At 68.3% G+C, this 23,929-nt stretch carries 25 protein-coding genes and 8 pseudogenes; 19 read left to right on the forward strand and 14 right to left on the reverse strand.

Features of this window, described 5'->3' with window-relative positions:
- Window positions 1-17 precede the first annotated feature (17 nt).
- Entirely contained in the window at window positions 18-473 is a 456-nt protein-coding gene (locus IE198_RS28750) for a hypothetical protein (RefSeq protein ID WP_189891783.1), read from the reverse strand.
- Between the two features lie 1,022 nt (window positions 474-1,495).
- Here IE198_RS28750 and IE198_RS28755 point away from each other — a divergent pair.
- Complete coding sequence (locus IE198_RS28755) at window positions 1,496-1,912, forward strand: hypothetical protein (protein WP_189891785.1); 417 nt, start codon at window positions 1,496-1,498, stop codon at window positions 1,910-1,912.
- A 70-nt stretch (window positions 1,913-1,982) separates the two neighbouring features.
- Here the strand turns inward: IE198_RS28755 and IE198_RS28760 are convergent, their stop codons facing one another.
- Together IE198_RS28760 and IE198_RS28765 are read right to left on the reverse strand one after the other, a co-directional pair.
- Window positions 1,983-2,633 (reverse strand): hypothetical protein, encoded by a 651-nt coding sequence (locus IE198_RS28760; protein WP_189891787.1) that lies wholly within the window; start codon window positions 2,631-2,633, stop codon window positions 1,983-1,985.
- A 183-nt stretch (window positions 2,634-2,816) separates the two neighbouring features.
- A complete protein-coding gene (locus IE198_RS28765; RefSeq protein WP_189891789.1) occupies window positions 2,817-3,476 on the reverse strand; it encodes an NADPH-dependent F420 reductase in 660 nt (219 codons plus the stop codon).
- Window positions 3,477-3,552: 76 nt separating this feature from the next.
- On the opposite strand from IE198_RS28765, the gene IE198_RS28770 reads away from it, so the two are divergent.
- Entirely contained in the window at window positions 3,553-3,903 is a 351-nt protein-coding gene (locus tag IE198_RS28770; protein WP_189891791.1) for a winged helix-turn-helix transcriptional regulator, read from the forward strand.
- A 41-nt stretch (window positions 3,904-3,944) separates the two neighbouring features.
- On the opposite strand, the pseudogene IE198_RS28775 reads toward IE198_RS28770, so the two are convergent.
- Window positions 3,945-4,737, reverse strand: a pseudogene (locus IE198_RS28775) (IS5 family transposase).
- Between the two features lie 104 nt (window positions 4,738-4,841).
- On the opposite strand from IE198_RS28775, the pseudogene IE198_RS28780 reads away from it, so the two are divergent.
- A pseudogene (locus IE198_RS28780) lies at window positions 4,842-5,364 on the forward strand (IS701 family transposase); the annotation flags it as partial.
- 445 nt (window positions 5,365-5,809) lie between these two features.
- Window positions 5,810-7,300, forward strand: coding sequence for a UDP-N-acetylmuramoyl-L-alanyl-D-glutamate--2,6-diaminopimelate ligase (locus IE198_RS28785; RefSeq protein WP_189891793.1), 1,491 nt, complete (start codon window positions 5,810-5,812; stop codon window positions 7,298-7,300).
- Between the two features lie 468 nt (window positions 7,301-7,768).
- On the opposite strand, the gene IE198_RS28790 is transcribed toward IE198_RS28785, so the two are convergent.
- The 3 genes from IE198_RS28790 to IE198_RS28800 form a co-directional block, all read right to left on the reverse strand.
- On the reverse strand, window positions 7,769-8,011 hold the full coding sequence (locus IE198_RS28790; RefSeq protein WP_189891795.1) for a sigma-70 family RNA polymerase sigma factor: 243 nt from the start codon (window positions 8,009-8,011) through the stop codon (window positions 7,769-7,771).
- 72 nt (window positions 8,012-8,083) lie between these two features.
- Window positions 8,084-8,251, reverse strand: a complete 168-nt coding sequence (locus IE198_RS28795) for a hypothetical protein (RefSeq protein WP_189891797.1) — start codon at window positions 8,249-8,251, stop codon at window positions 8,084-8,086.
- Between the two features lie 63 nt (window positions 8,252-8,314).
- Entirely contained in the window at window positions 8,315-8,641 is a 327-nt protein-coding gene (locus IE198_RS28800; RefSeq protein WP_229834435.1) for a winged helix-turn-helix transcriptional regulator, read from the reverse strand.
- A gap of 136 nt (window positions 8,642-8,777) precedes the next feature.
- On the opposite strand from IE198_RS28800, the gene IE198_RS28805 reads away from it, so the two are divergent.
- Window positions 8,778-9,632: an MBL fold metallo-hydrolase gene (locus tag IE198_RS28805; protein WP_189891802.1), complete on the forward strand. Its 855-nt coding sequence runs from the start codon at window positions 8,778-8,780 to the stop codon at window positions 9,630-9,632.
- A 522-nt stretch (window positions 9,633-10,154) separates the two neighbouring features.
- On the opposite strand, the gene IE198_RS28810 is transcribed toward IE198_RS28805, so the two are convergent.
- Complete coding sequence (locus IE198_RS28810; protein ID WP_189891804.1) at window positions 10,155-10,772, reverse strand: TetR/AcrR family transcriptional regulator; 618 nt, start codon at window positions 10,770-10,772, stop codon at window positions 10,155-10,157.
- 105 nt (window positions 10,773-10,877) lie between these two features.
- Between IE198_RS28810 and IE198_RS28815 the strand changes: the two genes are divergently transcribed.
- From IE198_RS28815 to IE198_RS28850, 8 genes are all read left to right on the forward strand, one after another.
- The gene (locus tag IE198_RS28815) at window positions 10,878-12,473 is read left to right on the forward strand and encodes a CocE/NonD family hydrolase (RefSeq protein WP_189891806.1); all 1,596 of its coding nucleotides are present in this window, start codon (window positions 10,878-10,880) and stop codon (window positions 12,471-12,473) included.
- 28 nt (window positions 12,474-12,501) lie between these two features.
- Window positions 12,502-12,948 carry a DUF6069 family protein gene (locus IE198_RS28820; protein WP_189891808.1) on the forward strand — a complete coding sequence of 149 codons (447 nt, stop codon included), beginning with the start codon at window positions 12,502-12,504 and terminating at the stop codon, window positions 12,946-12,948.
- A gap of 30 nt (window positions 12,949-12,978) precedes the next feature.
- Window positions 12,979-13,611: a cupin domain-containing protein gene (locus IE198_RS28825; RefSeq protein WP_229834437.1), complete on the forward strand. Its 633-nt coding sequence runs from the start codon at window positions 12,979-12,981 to the stop codon at window positions 13,609-13,611.
- A gap of 161 nt (window positions 13,612-13,772) precedes the next feature.
- The gene (locus IE198_RS28830; RefSeq protein WP_189891810.1) at window positions 13,773-14,099 is read left to right on the forward strand and encodes a hypothetical protein; all 327 of its coding nucleotides are present in this window, start codon (window positions 13,773-13,775) and stop codon (window positions 14,097-14,099) included.
- Window positions 14,100-14,142: 43 nt separating this feature from the next.
- Window positions 14,143-14,424 (forward strand): hypothetical protein, encoded by a 282-nt coding sequence (locus IE198_RS28835; protein WP_189891812.1) that lies wholly within the window; start codon window positions 14,143-14,145, stop codon window positions 14,422-14,424.
- A gap of 117 nt (window positions 14,425-14,541) precedes the next feature.
- Window positions 14,542-14,739: an AMP-binding protein gene (locus tag IE198_RS35680; protein ID WP_373300012.1), complete on the forward strand. Its 198-nt coding sequence runs from the start codon at window positions 14,542-14,544 to the stop codon at window positions 14,737-14,739.
- Window positions 14,733-14,876, forward strand: coding sequence for a hypothetical protein (locus IE198_RS28845; protein ID WP_189891814.1), 144 nt, complete (start codon window positions 14,733-14,735; stop codon window positions 14,874-14,876). Before IE198_RS35680 ends, IE198_RS28845 begins: the two co-directional genes overlap by 7 nt.
- A 117-nt stretch (window positions 14,877-14,993) precedes the next feature.
- Window positions 14,994-15,728 (forward strand): dienelactone hydrolase family protein, encoded by a 735-nt coding sequence (locus IE198_RS28850; protein ID WP_189891816.1) that lies wholly within the window; start codon window positions 14,994-14,996, stop codon window positions 15,726-15,728.
- A 105-nt stretch (window positions 15,729-15,833) separates the two neighbouring features.
- Here IE198_RS28850 and IE198_RS28855 read toward each other — a convergent pair.
- Window positions 15,834-16,028 (reverse strand): annotated as a pseudogene (locus IE198_RS28855) (transposase); the annotation flags it as partial.
- A 411-nt stretch (window positions 16,029-16,439) separates the two neighbouring features.
- Window positions 16,440-16,934: a hypothetical protein gene (locus IE198_RS28860; protein WP_189891818.1), complete on the reverse strand. Its 495-nt coding sequence runs from the start codon at window positions 16,932-16,934 to the stop codon at window positions 16,440-16,442.
- Window positions 16,935-17,771: 837 nt separating this feature from the next.
- Between IE198_RS28860 and IE198_RS28865 the strand changes: the two genes are divergently transcribed.
- Both IE198_RS28865 and IE198_RS28870 read left to right on the forward strand, forming a co-directional pair.
- Window positions 17,772-18,791: a permease gene (locus IE198_RS28865; protein ID WP_189891820.1), complete on the forward strand. Its 1,020-nt coding sequence runs from the start codon at window positions 17,772-17,774 to the stop codon at window positions 18,789-18,791.
- Entirely contained in the window at window positions 18,788-19,558 is a 771-nt protein-coding gene (locus tag IE198_RS28870) for a TIGR03943 family putative permease subunit (RefSeq protein ID WP_189891822.1), read from the forward strand. Before IE198_RS28865 ends, IE198_RS28870 begins: the two co-directional genes overlap by 4 nt.
- Before the next feature lie 104 nt (window positions 19,559-19,662).
- On the opposite strand, the pseudogene IE198_RS35685 reads toward IE198_RS28870, so the two are convergent.
- Together IE198_RS35685 and IE198_RS36425 are read right to left on the reverse strand one after the other, a co-directional pair.
- Window positions 19,663-19,895, reverse strand: a pseudogene (locus IE198_RS35685) (MFS transporter); the annotation flags it as partial.
- Window positions 19,896-20,260: 365 nt separating this feature from the next.
- Window positions 20,261-20,473, reverse strand: a pseudogene (locus IE198_RS36425) (NF041680 family putative transposase); the annotation flags it as partial.
- 10 nt (window positions 20,474-20,483) lie between these two features.
- On the opposite strand from IE198_RS36425, the pseudogene IE198_RS28875 reads away from it, so the two are divergent.
- Window positions 20,484-20,880, forward strand: a pseudogene (locus IE198_RS28875) (transposase); the annotation flags it as partial.
- Window positions 20,881-20,950: 70 nt separating this feature from the next.
- Here IE198_RS28875 and IE198_RS28880 read toward each other — a convergent pair.
- Window positions 20,951-21,385 carry a VOC family protein gene (locus IE198_RS28880; RefSeq protein ID WP_189891824.1) on the reverse strand — a complete coding sequence of 145 codons (435 nt, stop codon included), beginning with the start codon at window positions 21,383-21,385 and terminating at the stop codon, window positions 20,951-20,953.
- Window positions 21,386-21,533: 148 nt separating this feature from the next.
- Here IE198_RS28880 and IE198_RS28885 point away from each other — a divergent pair.
- Window positions 21,534-21,737 (forward strand): annotated as a pseudogene (locus tag IE198_RS28885) (ATP-binding protein); the annotation flags it as partial.
- 37 nt (window positions 21,738-21,774) lie between these two features.
- Here the strand turns inward: IE198_RS28885 and IE198_RS28890 are convergent.
- Window positions 21,775-22,263 carry a MarR family winged helix-turn-helix transcriptional regulator gene (locus IE198_RS28890; RefSeq protein ID WP_189891826.1) on the reverse strand — a complete coding sequence of 163 codons (489 nt, stop codon included), beginning with the start codon at window positions 22,261-22,263 and terminating at the stop codon, window positions 21,775-21,777.
- Window positions 22,264-22,340: 77 nt separating this feature from the next.
- Here IE198_RS28890 and IE198_RS28895 point away from each other — a divergent pair, with 77 nt between their 5' ends.
- The gene (locus tag IE198_RS28895; RefSeq protein WP_189891829.1) at window positions 22,341-23,609 is read left to right on the forward strand and encodes a multidrug effflux MFS transporter; all 1,269 of its coding nucleotides are present in this window, start codon (window positions 22,341-22,343) and stop codon (window positions 23,607-23,609) included.
- A 222-nt stretch (window positions 23,610-23,831) separates the two neighbouring features.
- Window positions 23,832-23,929 (forward strand): annotated as a pseudogene (locus IE198_RS28900) (IS982 family transposase); the annotation flags it as partial.

Below are 23,929 nucleotides of genomic sequence, written 5' to 3' on the forward strand. Positions count from 1 at the left end.
CCCGATCGCGGCCATGGTCACCCGGTGGACGGGGGACGAGTTTCCCTTGACGGCCGGCCCTCGTGGTAGATCAAGTTCCCGCTTTGCACCCCGAACACACGGCCGTTGCCGCCGGCGACGTTGGTCTGCTGGTAGATGTGTTCCCGCTCCTCTCGGCCCAAGGAGGGAGCCAGCACATCGTTCAGCACCCTCTCGAGTTCGCCGGCAAGTTCGGGATTCTGCCGGAGCAGCCGGGCCAACTGTTGCTGCCAGTCCGCGGCAAGTGCATCCTGCGTCGGTCCGTCTCCCCGTTGACTAGCCCCCAGCGCCTCTCGATGGAGCTCGTCCAGGTCCTCTTCGACTACGGCAGCCCGATCCGGACGGGCCCGGCGCCACATGGTCACCATGGCCGCCCGTGCCTGTGTCCAGGTATCCGTAGCCATCGCTGCCACCAGCGCGGACCCTGCAGCGGCCGCCAACGTGACTGGATCCATGTGCGATCGTCCCCCGAGAGTATGAGCAGCGTCCTGCAGGCGCCGTCAGCCTGCTGGCAACTGGCCGAAGCCGCGGAAGGCTTCGGATGCCCCTTGGAAAACATAGACACTCCCCGGTTGCCGTACTGCCTTTTCCGTCATTCTTTCCTGACTGGGCATGAAACGAACGGCATCGGTTGTCCATTGCCGGTGTTCATGGGGCTGCAGTGAAGTGCGCCGACCTGGGTGTCAGACTTCCTTGACGGTTTGCCGTCAGGAGATGGTTTGACGTTGCTCCTGGGTGCCCATGCCTTGACGTAGAGCCGGTTGATCGGTGCGGGGCTCCGGGAGCGAGCCGGAGGAGATCGCACATGATCACGCGGTCTCCCTCCTGCCGGAGCTCCGAGACCGACTTCGTGTTCCGCCCCCAGTGGATGTCGTCGTCGACGGTCCAATCCACGAGATGGTGGCGTCTGCCTTCAAGAGAATCGCTGGACCGACGCCCGACCGCGGCGGGCGCCTTGGGCGGTCGCGGTCCCGGTCAGATCCAGCAAGACTGCGTGCGCGATGCAGCGTCGTCTGGCGTCGGGTGGAGAGGGCCCTCCGCTGACCACCGCGGCGACCCCCTAACCGGGGAGCGCCCGGGTGGGCATACTCGAACGGGGGCGGTAGCCGTAGTGCCAGTCGGGATCATGCGGTTCGATGCCGAACGGAATCCGGACGTACAAGCTGCCCTGCAGCAGCTGTGTGTAGGGGGCCAGCTTTCCGCTTCCACCGTGGCGGCGCCGCCGTCGAGCGGGCCGCCCTCGACACCGATCGTGTACGTCGTCACAGACCTACCAACACCCCACGCACCAACCGGTCACCGTTGGCGCCCGGCATCGCACCGGACCTGGATCAGGGGCTTGTGCAACTCATGTGCTGCATCATCTGCATGCACCCCTGTCCAAGGCATCCCGACGCACCTAACCCACCCATAGAGAAGGACGTGATAGCGCGCCGCCTCACCGGCCAGACCACGCCAACCTGGCGCGGGTGACCGCATGGACGACCAGATAACACCGCTCCTGGAGCGGATCGACGCACGCGAACGCGAACTCGGCACCGCCGCGGAACAGCCCCGCACGCAGATCGACGAGCTCACCGCGCGCCTGCGTGAACTCGACGAGGAGATCGAGAACCTGGCGGAGACCGGCAAGACGCTCCTCGCCCTCCCGCCGGCGACCCCGGAGCCAGCCGAGGAGCGGCCCGTCCTGCCGGCCCACCCGGCCTACCAGCAGATCCTCGACGTCTTCGCCGACTCTGCTGGACCGATGCGTGCCCGCGACCTGTGCCAGGCCCTGGACATCTCGCTCAAGCCGAAGAACATCGAGAGCACTCGGCACAAGCTCAAGCGCCTGGTCAGCCTGGGTGTCCTCGCCGAGACCGAACCGGGCCTGTTCACCCAGCGCCGCCCGTAGCCGCCCTCCGTTCCAGGCCACCCGCTCCGTCACAGCTGCCGCACTTGCCATCCGGCTCACGCTGCGATCGCTAGTGACCCGTCATGCGGAGCCACTGCATCGTTGTGACGAGCTCTTCGCCGAAGTCCTCGCAGAGCGCGAGCAACTCGCGACCGGTGAACGAGTCGAGCAGCCCTGCTGAATCGGGGAGAACCCCGAGAGCACCGTGGCAGGCGGTCTCGACAGCGAAGTGGCGCGATGCGAAATAGCCCTCGCTCGCCCGGCCCGCCAGGTCGGCGAGGTACTGGCGGTGGGCTTCCTCCGAGGGGTGAGAGTAGAAGGAGCCCTCGACGAGACCGTCGAGGTAGTTCGCCAGGCCGGCCGAGGCTTCGACCACTCGCTCGACTTCGTCCACGCCAGGCTTGTCCAGCAGTTCGCCGAAGGTCAGCAGGTTGCTGATGGTCTCCAACTGAAAGAGCTGGACCGTGTCCGGGTCAACTTCAGATGTGAAGAGCGGGGCGGTGCACAGCTCGGCGATGGCTCGCCGGTATGCGCGATCCGACTCTTCACCAGCGGGTGATGCTGCCAGTCGGAACAGCGACTCCAGCACAGACTGGTCGACGCCCCACTCTGCATCCAATCCGAACGCGAGTATCGGCGCGCGCCACCGCCACAGGGCCAGGACGGCAGCCTGACGCTGGTGGACGGGCCTCAGGTCCGCCAATCGCTCGATCCGCACCACGTTCTCGAGTCAGCCCTTCTGATCCACCGGCCTCGCCCGCCCCCTTTACCTCGGGACACTGTAGAAGCCGCCGAAGGACCACGTGACCGCCAGGACGGTGTCTGGCCCAAGCCCACTGCGGGAATCGGGCATACCGGTTCAGAATGTCCTCTTAGAACTCCTAACGCAATGCCTGGGTACGCCTCACACGCTCTGGGCTCTTGGGCCTGTCGCGTATGCCAGGGGCGGTGCGATCGCTCGTACGTCCGCCTGCTCCGCCACCCACAGACCGATGAACAGTGCCGCGGTCGCCTCCAGCAGTCCGGCGCGTTCCAGCCCGCCCCCGGCCACCGGGGCGCAACCTACGTCCCGCACCAGTTCGTACACCCGCGTGAGTGCCGCCTCCTCATCCCCGCAGACCGGAACCGCGAGGGGCTGGCTGTCGAAGACCGGCGGGGTCATCCGCCACACGTCCTCGTGACAGAGGTTGAACGCCTTGACGACCTGCGCACCCGGTGCCGCCGCGGCAAGGCGGCACGCCGCCGAGGGGCCGCCTTCTGTCAGCAGCCGGAAGCCGGGCCCGACCGGATTGGCACAGTCGAGCAGGACCTTCCCGCTCAGCGCCGCCTGGAGCTCCTTGACGACGTCTGCCCCCGCGCCATATGGCAGCGCGGCCAGGACCACCTCGCCGAAGTCCGCCGCCTGCTGCAGACTCCCGTGGCCCGCACCTCCCCCGATGCGCGTCGCGAGCCGCTGGGCCTTCAGTTCGTCCCGGCCTCCGACGAACACCTCGCGCCCGGCCCGCCCCCAGTGCGTGGCCAGTGCGTCCGCCATGTTCCCCGTTCCCAGCACGCCGATCTTCATCGATTGGCCCCTCTCCGCGCTTGTTCCAACCGCTTCCGGGACGACACTAGGAAATCCGTCAGGCACCATTTGGTACGTGACGACCGACGCCTATCTCGCCGACTGCCGCGCCCGCCTCGCCTTCGACCTTCTCTCCAACACCTGGAACGCGGTGCTGATCTGGGTCCTGCGGGACGGTCCCAGGCGCCCTGGCGAACTCCGCGAGCGCATCGGCGGCATCAGCCCCAAGGTCTTGACCGAGACGCTGCGGCGGCTGGAATTCAACGGTCTGGTGGAACGACACGCCTATGCCGAAGCGCCGCCCCGTGTCGAGTACGAACTCACCGCTTTGGGAAGGACGCTGCTCGGCCCGATCGACGCATTCGGCGCCTGGGCCTTCGAGCACGGCGATGAGGTCATGGCTGCCCAGGACCGAAACGGCGGGTGAGTTCAGCCTGCGACCTCCACTCCAGCACGCGTGACACGCCATCATCGCAACGAGTTCAAGCGCCGCCAGCAGATCAGCGCGCATCCCAGAGTGAGGAAGGCTTCGTGGATGTCGTCGCGGATCTCCCAGCGGATCCGCAGGCGGCGAACCAGTGCAGGTGGGCGAAGGCACGCTCCACGACCCAGCGTTGCGCGCCCAGTCCGGAGCCGTGTTCGGTGCCGCGTCGGGCGATCACCGGCTTCACGCCGAGCGCGCGGACCAGACGACGGTACTTGTCGTGATCGTAGCCACGGTCGCCGAGTACGACATCGGGGCGGCGCCTGGGCCGGCCGCGCTTGCCCCGCACGGGCGGCACGGCTTCGAGTAGTGGGATGAGCTGGGTGACGTCGTTGCGGTTACCGCCGGTCAGGGTGGCCGCGAGCGGGACGCCGGTGGCGTCGGTGATCAAGTGGTGCTTGCTGCCCGTCCTGCCCCGGTCAACGGGGCTTCGTCCCGTCTTGGACCCCCCTTTAACGCCCGGATGTGGGAGCCGTCGACCGCCGCCCGGGAGAAGTCCAGCGCGTTCGCGCCACGCAACTTGGCGAGGAGAACCTCGTGCAGCCGGGGGCACGTCATGCCTGAGCCGAACCCGCGCTCCTGCGGCAGGTGCTCCCAGGTAATCCCGGTATGCAGCACGAACAGGATGCCCTGGAACACCAGCCGATCCGGATGCCGCTTGCGACCGGGATGCCGAAGCCGGCGCTCCACCTTCGGCAGCAAGGGCTCGATCACTGCCCACAACGCGTCATCGACATCCCACAGCTTCGGCCGAGCCACACCACACCCCCGGATCATCAGTCCCGCAGCATCCAACCACCCTGAAGATCCCTTTCGTTAGGAGTTCTTAGTAGGACTCCGTTAGGTCTTCGGGTTCGGCCTGTTCCTGGGCATGTTGGTGGATGGACGCACATGAAGTGAACCGTGTCCGGGCGAAGTTGGCGTTGTACGTGGCTGATGTGTTCGCCTCGGTGCCGCGCAAGGACCAGCGGGCCAAAGGCGACTGCTACCTGCGGGGACTGATGTTGGACGGCCGCCGCAAGTCGATCCAGGCCATGGCCTCGCGGCTGCCCGACGGTAACGAACAGAACCTGCAGCAGTTCGTGAACCAGTCCACCTGGGACCCGGTGCCGGTACAGCGGCGGATCTGCGAACGCATGCTCCCGCTGATCACCCCGACGGCCTGGGTGATCGACGACGTGTCGCTGCCCAAGGACGGAAGAATGTCGGTCGCCGTGGCCCCCCAGTACTGCGGGGCCCTGGGCAAACGCCAACTGCCAGGTCGCGGTCAGCGTCCACGCCGCCAGTGACACGGCCTCCTACCCGCTGCAGTGGCGACGCGATGATCAGCCTCATGACCCGCCGCCTCACAGCCGAATCCACCCCGAGCTGGCGCGACACCTGGAAAGCTCTCGAATCAGGATATTAAGGGACCAAACATTGGAGTGAAACGCCCTCTGATTCCCCGGGGAACGACGCGGAGCGCCACCGTCAGGTCACACCGTCCCCGTCGGCCGGGGCGAACAGGGCGGGTTCGACCCCCGGTGGGACGTACACTCCACCCATGCGTTGCACACATGCGGTGAGGGAGGGCCTGCGACAGGCACCTCGCGCGCTGTGCACCACCGGCCCCGGGGCCCGCTGCCGCGCTTTGCACGGCCACGGCTGACCTGCTCGACGGGCCCTCTCCCCCTCCCGCCCCGCCCGTGGAGCTCTTTCCGCGCAGCCGGGGCGTCTTTCCGGTTTCCGGAACACCGCTCCACTGATCTGTCTGCTGAGCACCACCCCAGCGACTCCTCGGCGTGCCGTCTGGCATCGCCCTCGGCGACGGCCGGACCACCCGCCCAGTCGCACCCTCGAAAGGACCCCTGTGAAGTTGAGCAAGTTGCTGGCCGGGCACGACCATGAGGTTCTACTGGGTGATCCGGAGGCGAGGATCACCGCGGGAATGTGCTTCGACGCCCACCGCGTCTCGCCGGGTTCGCTGTTCATCGCTGTGCCCGGTCACTTCGAGGGCGGCCCCGAGCTCGTCGGCCCGGCTCTGGCACGTGGCGCGGTCGCGGTGCTCGTCGACGACACGGCGCCCGATCTTGCGGCCGGGGTGTTGGCGTCGGCCGCCGGAGTGTGTGTCGTACGAGTGCCTGACACACGCAAGGCGGCCGCGGTGGTCACCTCCCGCTACTACGGTGAGCCCGGGCGGGAGATGGACATGGTGGCCGTCACCGGCACTAACGGGAAGACTTCGGTGTCGTACATGTTCGAGTCCGTGCTCCGGATCGCCGAGGGCGCACGGGTGGGGGTCATCGGGACGGCCGGCAGCCGGATCGGCGACGAAGTGATCCCGATGCCGAGATCGGTGCTGAGTACGCCGGAGTCGCCGGACTTCCAGTACCTGCTGGCGTGCATGCGCGACCGCGAGGTGAGCACCGTGGTCCTCGAGGCCACGTCGATGGGCCTGTTGACCCACCGGGTGGACCACGCGTTCCTTGACGTGGGGATCTTCACCAACCTCACGCAGGACCACCTGGACGATCACGGGACCATGGAGAACTACCGGGACGCCAAGCTCCGCCTGTTCCAGGGATTGTGCCGGCGCGCGGTGGTCAACGCGGACGACCCCGTGGGAGACGGGATCCGGGCGATGATGCCGGGCGCGGTCACGACGTACGCGCTCGACACGGAGGCCGACTACCGGGCGACCGACCTCAGCATGGACGCGCTCGGTACTCGCTTCACCCTCCACCACGCCGGACGCAAGTACCCCGCTGCGATCCCCGTCCCCGGGCGGTTCTCGGTGGCCAACGCGCTGGCCGCCGTGGCCGCCTGCCATCTCCTTGGGCACGACCTGACAGGACTGGTCACCGCGCTCGAGGGGATACCCCCGGTCCCGGGGCGCTTCGAACGCTTCGAGACTCCCCGCGGCACAACCGTGATCGTGGACTACGCGCACTCTCCCGACTCCCTGGACAAGGTGCTCACCGCCATCCGGGGCTTCGCCACCGGCCGGGTCATCACCGTCTTCGGCTGCGGAGGCGACCGGGACGTCACCAAGCGCGCGCGGATGGGGGAGATCGCCGGGACTCTCTCCGACCTGTGCGTCCTCACCTCGGACAACCCGCGGAACGAAGACCCCGAGAAGATCCTGGACCAGATCACACCGGGTCTCACGGCGACCGGGACCCGGTTCGAGCGGTTCGCCGACCGCCGCCGGGCGATCGACTTCGCGCTGTCCGCCGCGGAAGGGGACGACATCGTCCTGGTCGCGGGGAAGGGCAGCGAGCCGTACCAGATCATTGGCGAACGGCTGCTCCCCTTCAGCGACATGGCGACGGTGCGCGAACTCGCCGCGGTGCGGGGCTAACCACGTCGATCAACCGCCCGTGACGGCCAGCAAGAGATCGGAGACGATGAGGGCGGCCTCCCCGCCACCCCGGCCGGGACAAGGCCGGGTGTACGTTCTCGCGCTCGCCCCTGCCGGCGTCGCCCGTTCCGGGGTGCGTGTGCGCAGCGGCTGGCGGGCGCGGAGTCTACCGGGAGCAGGACGCGCAGCATGGTTGTGGTGGACGCGTTGGTGACCTGCTTGCCTGCTGGCTACCAGGGCGGTACTGACGGTTCTGTGGGCCGGGGTGGCTGGTCGGAGTCGTCGGCTGGGGTCGTGACGTCGTCGGTCTGCTGGTGCAACCGGTCGGCGGCGTCGTTCTCGCCCAGGGCCAGGTGGTGGAGGTAGAGAGGCACTACGCGGCGGCGGCCTGGCCGGCGCCTGCGGCGTACTGCCACGAGAATCGGGCGGCGACGTAGGTATCGGTGAGCTGCAGGACACAGGCGACGATCATGTCGCTGCGGGGCTCGGGCAGTTGCTCAGTGACGAACTCGGCGACGTCGGCGGCGGCGGTGCGGGTGACAAGCGTTTCGCACAGACGCTCGCCGGAGCTGACGTTGGCCGGCGGGACGTCCAGGAGACCCTCTCGGGGCAGATCCCGTACAGCCGGCGCAGCACCATGACGTCGAGCTGCTGTTCGGGAAGCCCGCTCATGGCCTTGAAGAGCTGGAGGCTCTCCTCCAGCTGGTTCATGCGCTCGGTCTCGGTGATCAGGTTCCGCAGCGCGACCGTGTCGAAAGCAGTTGCCCCGAACTCGTCCGGAAGTCAGCGACCGCCGCCGGCTCGGCGCGAATCGACTTCGCCCAACGAGTCGATGCGACCCAGCCGCTCCCTGATGCGCTTCATGGTGTCCATGTACTCGGTGCCGAACTGGCTGGTGGACCGCGGATCGTAGAGGTGCGTCTCGATGAAGTCGAGGAGGAAGCCGAGCACCCGCGTGATCTGAGTCTCGACCGCGTATGTCGGCGCCGTGTGCCGGTCCGACAGGTCTGGTGATCAGCCAAGGGCGTCCCGTCGCGCCATACCCCACTCCCACATGCTGTGCACCACCGGCTCCAGCGCCCGCCCCTGGCTGGTCAGAATGTAGCGGACCCGGGGAGGCCAACTGGCCTTGCGGTGGCGCTCGATGACGCCCGCACTGGTCAACTGGGCCAGCCGGTCCGAGAGGACCTTGTCCGAGAGAGCGGGCAGGGCGGCGGACAGTTCGGAGTATGTGGCCTGACCGCGGCGTAGGAACTCGCGGAGTACCAGCGGCGTCCATCGGCCGCTCAGCGTGGCGAGGGTGATGTCGACAGGGCATCGCGGTTCGTGGCCCGGCGGCACGAGGGCGCTATCCGGACAGTCCGCCAGGGGACCGTCCTGATCACCCGCCGGTGCATGTCCAACCGTTTGGTGAGTCACGAAGGCCCCTCCTAACGTCCGTCGCGAACAGCCCGCCCACTTGTCTCCAGGAGGCCTTATGCGTATCCACCACCTCAACTGCGGTTCGCTCCGGAAGATTCCACCGCTCGGCGAAGAACCCACGGCAGGCGTCGTGAACCGGGAACTGGCCGCTGTCTGTCATTGCCTGCTCATCGAGACGGATTCGGACGGGCTGGTCCTGGTCGATACTGGCCTCGGCACCGCCGACCTACAGCATCCTGACCGGTCGCTGGGTGCGGACTGGGTGGCCTACGCCCAGCCCGCGCTGGTCCCCGAGCAGAGCGCGCTGCATCAGGTCGTCCGCCTCGGGTACGCGCCGCAGGACGTGCGGCACATCGTGCTCACCCACCTGCATCGCGACCACACGGGAGGGCTGCCGGACTTCCCTCACGCACGGGTGCATGTGCACCCCGACGAGTACCGGGCCGTGACCGACCCCGCGGCAGCGCACCACCGGCACAGCCTCGACCGCTTCATGTCAGCACACCGGGCACACAACCCGCTGCTGACACCCGCACCCGTGGAGGAGCGCACTGAGTGGTTCGGCTTCCCAGGCGTGGCACGGCCGCAGGGTCTGGCGTGCGAGATGCTGCTGGTGCCGCTGCCCGGCCACTCGGCGGGACACGCTGGCGTCGCCGTGCGCGACGACAACGGACGGTGGCTGTTGCACGCGGGCGACGCGTACATGTATCACGGCGAGATCGAGCAGACACCGCCCCTTTCCCACCCCGTCCTCGACCCGGTCCAGCGGGGAGCCCAGACCGATGTCGCGGCTCGCGTCGTGACCCGCGACCGACTGCGCGGCCTCCGACGCGACCACGCGGGTGAGGTCACCGTCTTCAGCGCGCACGACCCGTGGGAGCTCGCCCGCCTCGCCGCCCTCACGGGCTAAGGACTGTCGGGCCCGGGATCAAGGCCGTGGCGTCCGGTGGCCACGGCGGGCCGCGGAAGTCCTCAGCGTGAGCGGGTGGAGCTGGAGCGCATGGACCGGACCGCGGCCGCACTTGACGCGGCGGAGGACGACGAGGCAGAGCGGGTATGGGTGAGTCAGAAACGACCCGGCAACCCCGTTCGAGACGCTGCCGGCAGACGCGGGACCGCCCCAACTGGCAGTGCTGGGCACGTCCTGGCGTTGTCACGGCCTCTCTCCCCCTCCCCGGCATCACCCGGGTCAGGCTGCCCTCGGCCTCAACCCCACTGCTGCGACAGCAGGTGGGGCAGGTCTTCCAACTCCACTCGAACCAACAGCGCCTCACGGCGCAAACCGAATCTGCGACAGAGCCGGAATCCTGATCGTTCCGCAGCGATGTCCACGTAGCACCTGGGGGAAGTGCAGGCCGCTGAGGCTGTCTGACCTGCGGAAGCCGACTATGAGCGGGGGTTTTCGTCCTAGCCGTTCACCGGAAGGGCCCGGTCAGCTCAGCCTCCAGCCGTCGCCGAGCTTCGTGGGCAGGGGGTCGGCGAGGTAGTGCTGGATGGTGGGGGCAAGGAGGTCGGTGACGGTGTCGGCGGGGAGGGTGGCGATGTCGCCGACCTGCCAGATATAGCGGTTCATGACCATGCCGACGATCTGGGTGGCGATGAGGCTGGCGCGCAGGGTGCGTTCGCTGTCGGGCAGGCTGTGGGAGACGACGGCCAGGACGAGTTCGGAGAACAACTGCCGCAGGCGGTGCATGGCGGCAGGTTCCTGGTCGGCGGTGAGGATGATGGAACGCAGGATCTCGGCGGAGGCGGGGTCTTCCCACAGGCTCATGGTGGCCTGCACGAACGCGCGTCCGCGCTGGTCCATGGGCTGTTCGGCGGCGGCGGCCACGGCTGCGCCGAACGCCTCGGGGGGTTGCATGACCGCTTCCAGCAGCCCGGTCTTGGTGCGGAAGTAGTAGGGCACCAGGCCGGGGTCGACGCCGGCGTCCTGGGCGACCGACCGCAGTGAGGTCGCGGCGTAGCCGCGGGTGGCGAAGGACCTGCGGGCGGCGGCGATGATTTTGGCCGCCTGCTCTCCGCGTTCTCCCCGGGGGCCTCGCCCAATCACACCGCATCACCTTCCGTAACAGGTCAGAGAAGGGACTTCCCGTCCGCGACAGTTTCAGCATACGCTGAAATTAGTTTCCGCACGCGAGGAAATTGGGAGGTGGTCATGCACGCGTTCAAGGATGAGAGGATCACGGCGTCCGACGGCGTCCGGATCTGCGTCGATGTGTACCTGCCCGACGGGGACGGCCCGTTCCCGGTGTTGTACGCGGTAGCGCCCTACCAGAAGGACCTGCTGTATCTGCCGGCGGTGTCGGTGTTCCGGTACATCGAGACCGGCCCGATCGACTACTGGACCGGCCACGGCTACGGGGTCGTGATCGGCGACCAGCGCGGCACCGGCAGGTCCGAGGGGGAGTTCGAGCTGTTCGGGCCCGCCGAGCAGCGCGACTTCTACGACACCATCGAGTGGATCGCCTCCCGGCCCTGGTCGACCGGGAAGGTGTCGATGATCGGGGAGAGCGCCTACAGCGTGAACCAGTGGCTGGCCGCCGCGCAGCGCCCGCCGCACCTGACCTGCGCGCTGGTCTACAGCGGGTTCACGAACCTTTACCACGACGCGGTCTACCACGGCGGGGTCTACTCCATGGGCTTCGTCAACTTCTGGTCGACCGACCACCTCCGCGCCAGCGCCACCATCGGCGGCGGCACCCCGGCCCGGCCCGGCGGCATCACCGCCGACATCATCGGCACGATCCTGGACCGGCCCGTCTACGACGACTGGTGGGACCAGCGAGCGGTGAAGGTGGAGGACATCGATGTCCCGGTGCTCAACATCGCCTGGTGGTACGGCGTCGGCCTGCACCTGCGCGGTCAACTCGACGGCTACGAACGGCTCAAGGGCACCGACAAGCGCCTCGTCGTGCTCGCCGGCATCGACAGCCACGAGCGCTACTACCAGACCGAGTTCCTCGACACCTACATCCGCCCCTGGTACGACCACTGGCTCAAGGGCATCGACAACGGTGCCATGGACTGCCCGCCGGTCCGCATCCAGGTCGGCAACACCGGGAGCCAGCCGCGGGCGGAATCCGAATGGCCACCCCAGCGCGCCGTGCCGACCACGTTCTATCTGCACCCCGAACCCGCACACGCCGTCCGCTCACTCAACGACGGCAGCCTCACCACCACCCCGCCCACCCAGCCGGCCGGCGAGCCGACCGTCTACGACTATCCCAACCCCGAGTGGACAGTGGGCACCACCGTCATCACCGACGGCATCCCACAGCCCACCCTCGGCATCCTCACCTTCACCACCCCGCCGCTGGAACACGACACCGAGGTCACCGGGAAGATCACCCTGGTGCTGTACGCCGAGTCCGACCAGACCGACACCGACTTCCACGTCAAGGTCTCCGAACAGAAGGCCGTTCCGAAGCTCAAGCAGGCCCTCATGCGCAAGGTCGCCAGGAACGTACCGCCGCCCTCCGCGATGGTCACCCGCGGCTGGCTGAAGGCCTCCCACCGCGCCCATCCGCCCCAGCCGATCGAGCCGGGGACCGTCGTCCGCTACGAGATCGAGGTCTGGCCGACCTCCTACCTCTTCCCCAGGGGCAGCCGCATCCGCCTGGAGATCGCCAACGGCGACTCCCCGGTCGCCGACGGCCTGTTCCACCACTACTACGGCCACCAGGTGGGCCGCGACCTCATCCACCACGACGCCGACCACCCCTCCCACCTCATCCTGCCCGTCATCCGCTGACCCCCACCTCTTCCAACGGAGCCCCATCATGGCCACCACATCGTCCTCGACGAGACGATCCGCCCGCTGCCTCACCAAGGCCCCCGCCCGGGTCCTGCGACCGGCCGCCATCGGCATCGCTCTCCTCGCGAACCTCGCGTACATGCTCGTCCTCACCGACGTCGCCGGGTACGACCTCAGGACTCCCGCTGTGTTCGGCCGGCCGGCCCAGCCCATCCTGATCAGCGTGGTGATCGCCGCCTCCGTCGTCCCGCCACTGCTCGGCTGGGGACTGCTGGAGCTGCTGGAACGATTCGTCCCACGGCGGGCCACCGTCATCTGGCTTGCGCTCACGGCTCTGGTGCTCGTCGGCGGTCTTCCCTACAACGGGACCGGCATCACAACGTCCGACCAGCTCCTGCTGGCCCTGATGCACCTGATCGTCGGCGCGGCGGTGATCCCCGCATTCGTGATCACGTCACTGCGCCGATCCTGACGCCCGGCTCAGGTCGTCCAGCGGCTGGGGGTGCACATCTCCGGCATCACCACCGACATGCACCGCCCGGCCCAGCCAGCCCACCCCCTCGCCTGCCGACAGGGCCACCGCCCCGTGGAGGTCCTCGCCGACGCCGGTGCCTCGCCCCCTTCACCACCCGGCCCGCAGGCGCCCACACCCGACCTGGAGAACACCATGACCATGGCCTACCTCGCCCAACCCGACCAGCAGCAGACCCTTGAATGGCTCGACGGCGGGCTGTTCACGATCCTGCTCGACAGCCAGGCCACCGAAGGACAGCTCACCGTCGGACGGTTCGACATCCACAAGGGCGAGGCCCCGCCCTTCCACCTCCACACCCGCGAGGACGAGGTGTTCCTCCTCCTCAAGGGCGAGGCACTCGTGTGGGTCGGAGACGAACGCCACGAACTGTCCGAAGGCGGCGTCGTCTACCTGCCCCGCAACATCCCCCATGGCTACCGCATCACGTCCGACCGCGCAGACCTCCTCCTGATCACCACCCCCGCGGGTATAGAGGAAATGTTCCGCCACGCCGGACGCGACGTCACCACCCCCCGCCCCGACGGGTTCGAGATCACCAAAGACAAGCTCGCCGAAGCCGCCGCCCTGCGCGGCAACCGCATCATCGGACCACCTCGCTGACCACCCGCGCATGGTGCGGCGACTACATCGACCCCATCGACTGGTGCCCGGACTGCACCCAGGACTCCCCCATGGTGCGCAAGCGGCGGCCCGCACCGCCGGCTCCGCAAGCGCTCCGACGCCGCCTGTTGCGACGCCGGTCACTGGGTGCAGCAGGCCCGATGACCGAGAGCATCCCGTCCGACGCGGACCTGCGGTCCATCAGAACCCTGCGTACGGCACCCATCTCCGTCGCCTGCAAGCCGCACCACCTCAACGCAGACGCTGCGGTCGAGACCCAGTCCGGCGGCGCTGCCTGGATTGCGATGGCTCACCACCCCACCGTCGCCCGCTGCGGGAAGCGGTCTTTTTCGCAGCACGGCGACCGGCACGAGGCGACCGGCCGCTTGGCCGACGAGCACCTCTGTGGCGCCTGCTACCGGACCTTTACGCCGAAGGACCAGGAGCGCGCCTTCGAGCACGAGCAGCCGGAGCTCACCGGTGAATAGCCCCGGAAAGCGGGGTCCCACCACATCGACAGGAGGCCCGCCAATGGCCAACCTTGCTCTCCTCTACCCGATCGGCGCCGCTGTCGGTGCTACGTACGCGGCCGCCTCATGGGCCTGGCGCCGCTACAAGGCCACCGCCCAGGACGGCGTGTACCCGGGATCCCCGCAGCACCAGACCGCGCTCCGGTCGGTCGAGGACCGCACCGCAATCCTGTTCACGTACTGGTCGTACCTGCCGACCGCGATGCAGGCCGCCCACGACGAGCGGGCTCTGGACACCGCGGCACAGCGGGAGCGCGACCGACCGACGTCGGCCGCCCGCTGAACCCACCACCGTCCAACCCGAACCCGAGGGAACCGTCATGACCAATCTCGCCACCCTGCTGACCGGCTCCGCGTCGGCCCACGGTGACCGGATCGCAGTACGGCACGGACCACCGCACTGACCTACGCCCGACTGGACGACCTGAGCGCACGGACCGCCGCGCTGCTGCAGGCCCGTGGCATCCGCCCGGGTGACCGGGTGGCCCTGATCATGCCCAACGTGCCGCACTTCCCCGTCGGTGAGGACCGTGCAGGCGCAAGACCGGTATCGCTGTCACGGGCACGCGTCGACCGGGTTCAGGATCCGAGGTGCTGACCGAGATCATTCTCGCGAACAGCACTGTGGACTGGGGAGGGCTGGCATCGATCCTGTCCGGTGGGCTACGTTATGCGGCGATGACTACCGGGACGGCATTGCGCCACACACGGATCGGTGACCCGGCGCTCCTCTGAACGCCGTACGGGCCGGTGCCGGCCCGCTGTCGGATCGAGGATCTGGCGCTGCTGCGCGGGCTCCGCCTCCTGTCGTGTTGATCACAGCTCGACACGTCAACCACGACAGGAGAACTCATGCCCACCAAGATGCTGCACATTCCCACCGCCGACGGTCAGGCCGACGCTTTCGCCGCGTTCCCCGACCGTGGCGAGCGGCACCCAGGGGTGCTGATGTACGCGGACGGCTTCGGCATCCGGCCCGTGCTGCGGGAGATGGCCCGCGAACTGGCCGGGCACGGGTACTACGTGCTCGTCCCCAACCTCTTCTACCGGCACGGCCCGGCACCGGTGATCGAACTTCCCGAGCACATCGGAGAAGAGGTCCGGCCAGCGGTCTTCGCCCAACTGATGCCCTTGATCGAGGCGCACACCGCCGAACGTGTCCTGAGCGACGCCGACGCCTACCTCAGGTTCCTCACCACCCAGCCCGAGGTCAACGCCGGACCGGTCGCGGTGACCGGCTACTGCATAGGCGGCCTCCTGGCGATGCGCACCGCCGCGGCCCACCCCGGCCAGGTGGCCGCCGTCGCCGGATTCCACGGTCCCGTGGGCGCCGACGGGCCCGACAGCCTCTCCAAGCTCACGGCCCAGGTCCACCTCGGCCACGCCGAAGGCGACATGACGCCCGAGGCCCTCGGCGAGCTCAACCAGGCCCTGGACGCCGCGGGTGTCGGCTACACCTCCGAGATCTACCCCGGCACCATCCACGGCTTCACCATGTCCGACACCGATGCCTTCAACCCCGCCGCTTTGCAGCGCCATTGGGACCGCCTGCTGCCCCTCCTCGACCGCACCCTGGTCAACAGCTGAGGCTCCGGCTCGGAAACCAAACCTGAAGTACATGGCTTCGGAGTCCTAGCGATGATTCGAAGCCGGTGTGAGGGCGGGCGCAGCCGCCCTCACACCGGCTGAGGACCGCCAGCACGTCATCCCGGACCCGAAGCCGAGCTCCTGGGGCAGGTACTCCCACTGGATCCCGGTGTGCAGTACGAACAGGATCCCGCGCAGAGCCTGCCGGTCAGACACCCGCGGCCGCCCCGCAACCTGCTTCCGCCCCGGCTCCGGCAACAACGGCTCGATCAGCGACCACAGTTCGTCCGACAGCACCAGGGACGAGGGTTCAGGCGGCCGGGCCTCGGTAAGCGCTGTGTACGGCGAACCGGTCACCACGACGGCATCACCGTCATCCTCGTCGCCCGGGTCGGCTTCGCCTTCGGCGGCGGCGCAGGGCAGGAGAGCAGCACAGCCAGGACCGGCAAGGGCGGAGAGGGCGGTGGAGGCGGGAACCCGGCCCCTCGGTTTCATCGAGATACGGGACGGGACCGCCACGTACAAGCCGATCCGCGCCCCTTGGACGAACGTCGTCGTCCCGCTGGCGGCGCTTGTGGCAGGAGCCACCGTCCCAAGGATCCTGCGAAGCCTCGCCAGGCGCCACCGTCACTGAATCCATGCTCCCGGCAGGGCACGTCCCGGTACCGCCAGCACACCAAGTCCCTGCACTGACCCGGGCAATACCCGAGGTCAGTGCACGAGATAGAGGGTGAGGGCTCCTCCTGACTCAGAGATGCTGGCTACGTGAGCATGACCACGGGCAGTGGCGTACGCGCCGGTGCCGCCGGTGATGGCGAGATCGAAGTCGCTGGGCGGAGTGCCGGCAGGGGTGGTCTGCAGGTGCTGCCATGTGACCTGCCCCCGGGGAAGGCTGAAAGTGCCGGTGCAGTGAGTGGTTTGCGCTGCCACTCGGGTGCACACTGCTCCCTCGGTGCCATAACTGACACCTCCGCGAAAGAGGTTCGCGGTGATGATGATCTGATCACCGACCCCGCGTCCAGGTGTCCCGTTGTCGACCACCGTTGTTCCTGTTCCCGTAGACGTCAGGCTGATGACTTCCTTGCGCTTGACGTCCATGCCCCAGTCCAGGGGGTACGGCTCATGGGACGCAGAGGCGGAACCGGCGAGAGTCGCGAGCGACAACGCCGTTGCTGCCACCACGCTCCACTTCGAAATGGATTGCATTCTTCCTCGCCTGATGAACGCGGGCTCTTCGGGTGCGCCCAAGAATTCTCATTGTGCGATGGAGCGTCAATTCTCAAACTCATCAAAGGTGCCTGGTTCATCCGTCCGGCGGCATCCCCTCGACACCACGCCCGGACCGACTGCGTCCAATGGCCCCGGGCGAGACGGTCGAGGCCTTGCCATGCGTCAGGCCGATCAGAAGAGGATGGCGCGGCCGTGCATCCGGCGGAGCTCCTTGCAGTAGGCGACGAGTTCGGCGCCGACTGGACGCTCGCCGCGACCGGCAGCGGCTACGTCGTGAAGGGCCCGGCCGTCGCTGTTGGCAAGGACGCTGCCTGCTCGGTCACCGTGCGCCAGTTGCCGGACGCTGAAGAGCTCCCTTCAAGACGCTGCAGACCTACAGCGACTCGGCCGCTGGATCGGACTCGGCGACACCCACAGCGACGGTCACGGCTCTTCGGCACCGGTGCTGAAGCTCAAGGCGGCTCCGCCCGGCGCCGAGCCGGCGCCCCGACGCCGTCCTTGGAGGACGCGAAGCCGTTGGCCGCACCCTCGTCGGCCGCTCCTGGGCCGGAGGCGCAGAAGGACGGCGACGACGGTTTGGGGGCGGGCGGTCGGGCCGGCACCGGTGCCGCCGCGGGTGATGGCCTCGTGGTGTCGGTCACGCCGGGTCTGGCAGCGGTGTCATGGGGTTGTCAGAGAGATGGTGCGTGCTGGGCACCGAGGTACGCAGTTCGCCCTCATTGGCCTTGGCCGGTGCACTCGTCGGCCAGTTCCTCCAGACGAGCACGCCATACCTTTCGCGTAATCTGGCGCCCTTGAAAGTGGGGGGCGCAAATGCGGGTGGACCAGGCGGTTGAAACCACCGAACGGGCCGGGGGTCTTCGGCTGTTGCTGCGGGGCGTCGGCGTGGCCGTGGTCGGCGGGCCGCTACTGCTGCTGGTGGGCACGGTGGCGATGGTGCTGGGCCCGGATCTTCTGTTCCGCCTCGACACACCGGCCCTCGCCGCGTGGCGCACCGTCTTCGCGGCCATCGTGGTCCAGGGACTTCCCTTCCTTCTGTTCGGCACGCTGATCTCAGCGGCGATCAGCGCGTTCGTGCCCGCTTCTACTCTCAACCGGCTGCTTCCGCGCCGCCCGCTCCTGGCCGTGCCGGTCGCCGGCGCGGCCGGCGCGGTCCTGCCCGGCTGCGAGTGCGCATCCGTACCGGTGGCCGGCAGCCTCATGCGCCGCGGCGTCGCACCTGCGGCGGCACTGACGTTCCTGTTGTCGGCACCAGCGGTCAACCCCGTCGTCCTCGTAGCCACCGCCGTGGCGTTCCCCGGAAACCCGCAGATGGTTCTCGGGCGCCTCATCGCCTCGCTGCTGGTAGCCGTGATCACGGGGTGGCTGTGGATCGGCCTCGGCAAACAGGAATGGCTCCGGCTCCCCAAGGGCGTGGACCGCGAGGACGCACGCAAGTGGGCAGCGTTCCGAGACGGTCTCCAGCACGACTTCCTCCATGCCGGAGGCTTCCTGATCGTCGGCGCCATGGCCGCCGCCACGTTCAATGTCGCCGCACCTCCTGCCCTGTTGGAGAGCCTGTCCGGCAACCCGTGGCTGTCGGTACTCGCGCTGGCCGGCCTGGCCGTACTGCTCGCGGTCTGCTCCGAGGCCGACGCCTTCGTGGCAGCATCGCTGACGGGCTTCTCCCCCACCGCCCGCCTCGCGTTCATGGTGGTCGGGCCCGTGGTGGACGTAAAGCTCATCGCGTTGCAGGCAGGGACCTTCGGCCGGGCCTTCGCCCTGCGTTTCTCGGCTGCCACCTTCGTCGTGGCAGTCCTCTCCAGCTTCGTCGTCGGGTGGTGGCTCCTGTGAGAACGAGATTTCAGGCCCTGTGCCTCGTGCTGACGGGAGTCGCCCTGTTGCGCATCTGCCTGTTCAGCGACCTGTATCTGCGCTACGTGAAGGCAGGCTTGCAGCCCCTTCTGGTAGCGAGCGGTGCGGTGCTCGTCGCTCTCGGCACGCTCACCGCGGCTCATGAGATGCGCTCCCGCCGGCGCCCGCGCACCGGCGACATGCCGCACGACGAGCGGCCGCCGGCCGACGGCGATGGGCACGGGCACGACCACACGCGTGGTCCGCGCATCGGATGGCTGCTCTACATACCGGCGATCATGCTGTTGCTGTTCGCGCCGCCCGCCCTCGGTGCCTACACGGCCGCCCGCGACGATGCCCTGGCCGCCTCGCCGGCCGGGAGTTTCCCCACCCTCCCCGAGACCGAACCCCTGCCGCTGTCCGTACGTGCCTTCAGCTCCCGGGCCGTCTACGACACCGGCGACTCGCTGCGCGGCCGCACCGTCACGCTGACGGGCTTCGTCACACCGGACGGACACGGAGGCTGGTATCTGAGCCGACTGCTCATCCGGTGCTGCGCCGCCGACGCGGGGGTCCTCAAAGTTGCCGTGTACGGGGCCAAGCCCCCACCAGCCGACACCTGGGTGACAGTCGAGGGAGTGTGGCACCCGACAGGCCCCGCCGGAGGAGAACGAACAACCCCTGCCCTTGACGCGACGGCGGTCTCACCGATTCCAGAGCCTGCCGACCCCTACACCGACACGCCCCGCGCAGGAAACAACGGCTGATTGCTCTGTCAAGTTGAGCGTATTGAGTCTGAGTAGGTGTCAGGCGGATTCGCGGCCGAGGAGGGTGGCGCGCCGGTAGTACTCGTGCAGGCCCTCGAAGACGGGCTGAGACGGCCTGCTCGGGGCAGCCGGGCGACCGCCGCGGCGCAGCCGAGTCCCGTGAGGGGCATGGCCGCCCAGGGAAGCCGGCCCACATGCGGTCGAACAGCGCGCCGACGGCCAGATTCCCCAACGAGACGGCAATACCGGAGGCCGTGTTGTAGGCGCCGTGGTACGTCGCGACCAGGCGATCACCGGCCAGGCGGACGACAGTATCCATCTCGAACGGATACAGCAGCGGAATCGGCGCCACCGCCATCCGCTGCACGATTGGTCCCCAACGCCGTTCTTGACGGGTGTGGCCGGATGCCGTGTCATGAGAGGGGAAATACGGCGACGAGGGGGCGGCGCGATGGCGGCAGATGGTCAGGACGGCCCGGTAGACGACCCCAGCAGCGAGAACGAAGGCCGCCCGTCAGTCCCGGAAGACATCGCCTCAAGGCCGCGATCGCGACCTGACCAGGGCAGTTGGGCCTCTGACAACGTTCCCGTGATCCTCCTGGCGCTCATTGTCCTGGTGCTGATGATCGCGGGTGGGATGTCCAACGACAACGTCACCTGCCCCGGAGGCGCCAGTAGCTGCGGCTACCCCTGACATCCAGGGTGGGCGATGCGCGGAGCGTCGTGTCCCGCGTCCAGCACGACCAGGACCTCCGGGTCACCTTTTGCCACTGGCCAGCGGCGACGAGACGTTCGACGACCTCGCGGATCTGCACGGTGGTCACCGCCACGACATCGGCGCCGGGCTCCCAGGCGGACCGCCTCCCGCACCGAAGTCCGGGACGGGCGACCGGTCTCGAGCGCGGTCACCGCCGAACCCTCGTAGAACTACCGGTACTCGACCAACCACCAGGTCGTCATCGCCGCCGATACCCGACTCGTCGTCGCCGTCGGCCGACCGGTCACGGGCAACCGCAACGATTGCAAGGCATGGGAACTTTCGGGTGCGAAGGCCGCCGTCGGCCGCGTCACGGTCATCGCGCACGGCGGCTGTCGGGACCGGCCTGCTCATCCCGCCCCGCCGTGAACGCGGCCAGTCCGAACTGCCGGCTTGGAAAGAGGAGCACAACACCTCCCACCGCAAGGTCCAGGCCCGCGTCGAGCACGCCTTCGCGCGGATGAAGGCATGGAAGATCCTTCGTGACTGCCGTCTGAAAGGCGACGGCGTTCACACCGCCATGCTCGGCATCGCCCGGCTGCACAACCTCGCCCTCCCCGGGTAACTCCCGCCTCATACGAGACAAGAGAGGCCCCGGGGAGGCGGCTCCCCGCCTCCCCCGGCTCGAAGAATGCTCAGTCGATACAGAATTCGTTGCCCTCGATGTCCAGCATGGGGATGCACGACTCGTTTTCCTCATCGGCATACAGCGTTTGCACGTGGGTGGCGCCGAGCGCGACCAGTCGTGCGCACTCGGCTTCGAGCGTGGCGAGGCGCTCGTCCCCCACGAGCCCGGTGCCGACCCGGACGTCGAGATGCACCCGATTCTTGGCGGTCTTGCCTTCGGGGACGCGCTGGAAGTACAGGCGCGGGCCCACGCCTGAGGGATCACCGCAGGCGAACCATGAACCCTGCTCCTCAGGAGGGAGGGTACGGTTGAAATCGTCCCAGGTGGCGAACCCCTCCGGTGGAGGCGGTATGACGTACCCCAACACCTCGCACCAGAAACGAGCGAGGCGCTCAGGTTCTGCGCAATCAAAGGTGACTTGGAACTTCTTGATCGCTGACATCGGCGCACCCTAGCAGGCGGACTCTGCCGCTCATTCCCCAAGACGGATCCGCCGGCCACCGTCGTGCCCTGGGTCACCTTGGACACGAAGTGACCAAACCGGACAGTCCGCGAGAACGACGCGACCGCGGCCATGGGACGCTCTTCCAGTTCTCACCGAGCGGGAGGAGAAGAACAGCATCGCCATCGCCTCCAACGAGGCGATCATGGGCTGGTCCAAAACCTTCACCGACCCGCGGCTCTGTGCGGCGATCGTCGACCGGCTCACCTTCAACGCCACCCTCATTGAGACAGGCACCGAGTCCTACCGCCTGGCCCGCACCAATGCGAACACGATCAACCTGACGAAGTAGCACCTGCCGGGCGGATCGGGAGCGTTGCCCTCGGCTGTCAGCTGCGGGGGGCGGTGCGCTGCGACCTGAGGGCGGAGGTCAGAGCGCGCAGTGCCGGGGCGGCGGCGGACAGCGCGGCGCGCTCCTCCCGGGAGAGTGCCGCCAGCGAGTCCGCGAAGATCTCGGCCCACGCCTGCTCGATCATGGCCATGCCCTGCATGGCCCCCATGGTCGGGTAGAGCTGGACGGCACGGCGGTCGTGCGGGTCCGGTTCCCGGCGGACCAGCCCCTGCGCCACCAAGCCGCGCACGGTGGTACTCACGTTACTCGCATGCAGCCCCAGCTCCTGGGCCAGCGCGCCAACGCCGACACCCGGCGAGTCCAGCACCTGACGGAGCACTTCAAGGTCGGACGGGGGTAGTGGGGGCAGCCCAGCCTCGTTGACACCGCCCAGCCGGAGCACGCGCCCGAGCGCGTAGAGGGCCGGAGTCAGATTCCTCGCCTCACGCACGAGTGCCGCATCGGCTGCCGCGTCGGTTGCGTCCATACATCGATCGTAGCCACGCTTATAGTTATATAGCTATATTTAAATCCTCAGTCTGTCGACACGTTCAGGAGCACGAGATGTCCATACCGTCCACTGGCGCGGCGCAGAGGCCGGCGGCGCTGCTCACGGCAACGCTGGCGCTGTTGTCGTTCGTGTTACCGCTCGCAACGGACATGTACCTCCCGGCCCTCCCGACGATGGCCGATGACCTGGGCACCGACGCCTCCGGTGTCCAACTCACCCTGACCGCCTTCCTGTTCGGCACCGCAGCGGGCCAGCTGGTGCTCGGTCCGCTCTCCGACCGCTACGGACGGCGCATGCCGATCCTGATCGGCGCCGCGGTATGCACCCTGGCCACTGCGCTGTGCGCGGTGGCTCCCAACCTCGAGGTGCTGATCGTCCTGCGCTTCGTGACGGGCCTCAGCGGCGCGGCCGGCCTCGTGGTGGGCCGCGCCGTCATCTCCGACGTCACGACCGGTGCCGTCGCGGCCAGGCTCTTCGGCGTGCTGATGGCCCTCGGCGGCATCGCCCCGATCGTGGCCCCCCTGGCCGGCGGCGCCGTCGTGAGCAACGCGGGCGGCTGGCGGGGCGTCTTCTGGCTCCTGTCGGGGATCTCGCTGCTGATGTTCCTGGCCGCGCTGTTCTTCATCCCCGAGAGCCTCCCCAAGGAGCGTCGCCGACCTGGCGGGGTTGGAGCCACCCTGCAGGCCGCCCGGTCCGTGCTTACCGACCGCGCCTACCTGGGCTACACCCTCGCCTTCTCCTTCGCCTGCGGCGCGCTGTTCTGCTACATCGCCGCCTCGGCGTTCCTGCTCCAGAACGTCCTCGACTTCACCGTGGGCCAGGCGTCCGTCGCCTTCTCGCTCGCCGCCCTGACCGCGACCCTCTCCAGCACCGCCAACACCAAGCTGGTCGGCCGCTACCACCCGCGACTGCTGCTGCGCATCGGCCTAACCACGATGCTGACCGCCACCACAGCGGCGCTGCTCGTCACCCTCGCCGGCCAGCTCAACCGCGTCCTCGCCCTGGGGCTCATCGGGATCGCCTTCATCGGCATCGGCCAAGTCTTCGGCACCGCCACGGCACTCGCCATCGAGCGGGTCCCGCACGCGGCCGGCACCGGCTCGGCCGTACTCGGCACCCTACAGAGCGTCCTGGGCGCCGCTGCCTCACCGCTCGTCGGCCTGGGCGGCGAGGACACCGCCGTGCCGCTCTTCGTCGGCATGGCCGTCTGCTCCCTGATCGCCGTGCTCGCACTGCTGCTCACTCGGGGTGGCACGCCCACGCGGCACTCGCCCGGCAGCCCCCGTGACGACATGGAAACATCAGCGAGCGCCGCGATCTGACATCCCTTGCCAACCCGGGCGAACCTTCCCACTCGCAGCCCCACCAGATGGCCCCGGATCGAACCGCCCTGCGGGACCACTTCGCAACGCCAGTCCGGGACCCGCAGACCACCCGGCTCCAGGAACAAGCGACCCACCACCCGCTAGATGAATGAGTCCGATGTGTGTGCTGGTCGCGACCATGGCGAAGGGCGCCCGTTGGTCAGTGTGTGAAGACAAACCCCCTGCGCCGCCTCCCGGGAGACCGTCAAGCGCTCCGGCCTGGCCGGGCACGCCGGATACGGCTACTGCCGCAGCCACTCCCGCTTCTTTTGGGGCTT

This window comes from Streptomyces xantholiticus (assembly GCF_014651015.1).
Taxonomy (GTDB): Bacteria; Actinomycetota; Actinomycetes; order Streptomycetales; family Streptomycetaceae; genus Streptomyces; species Streptomyces xantholiticus.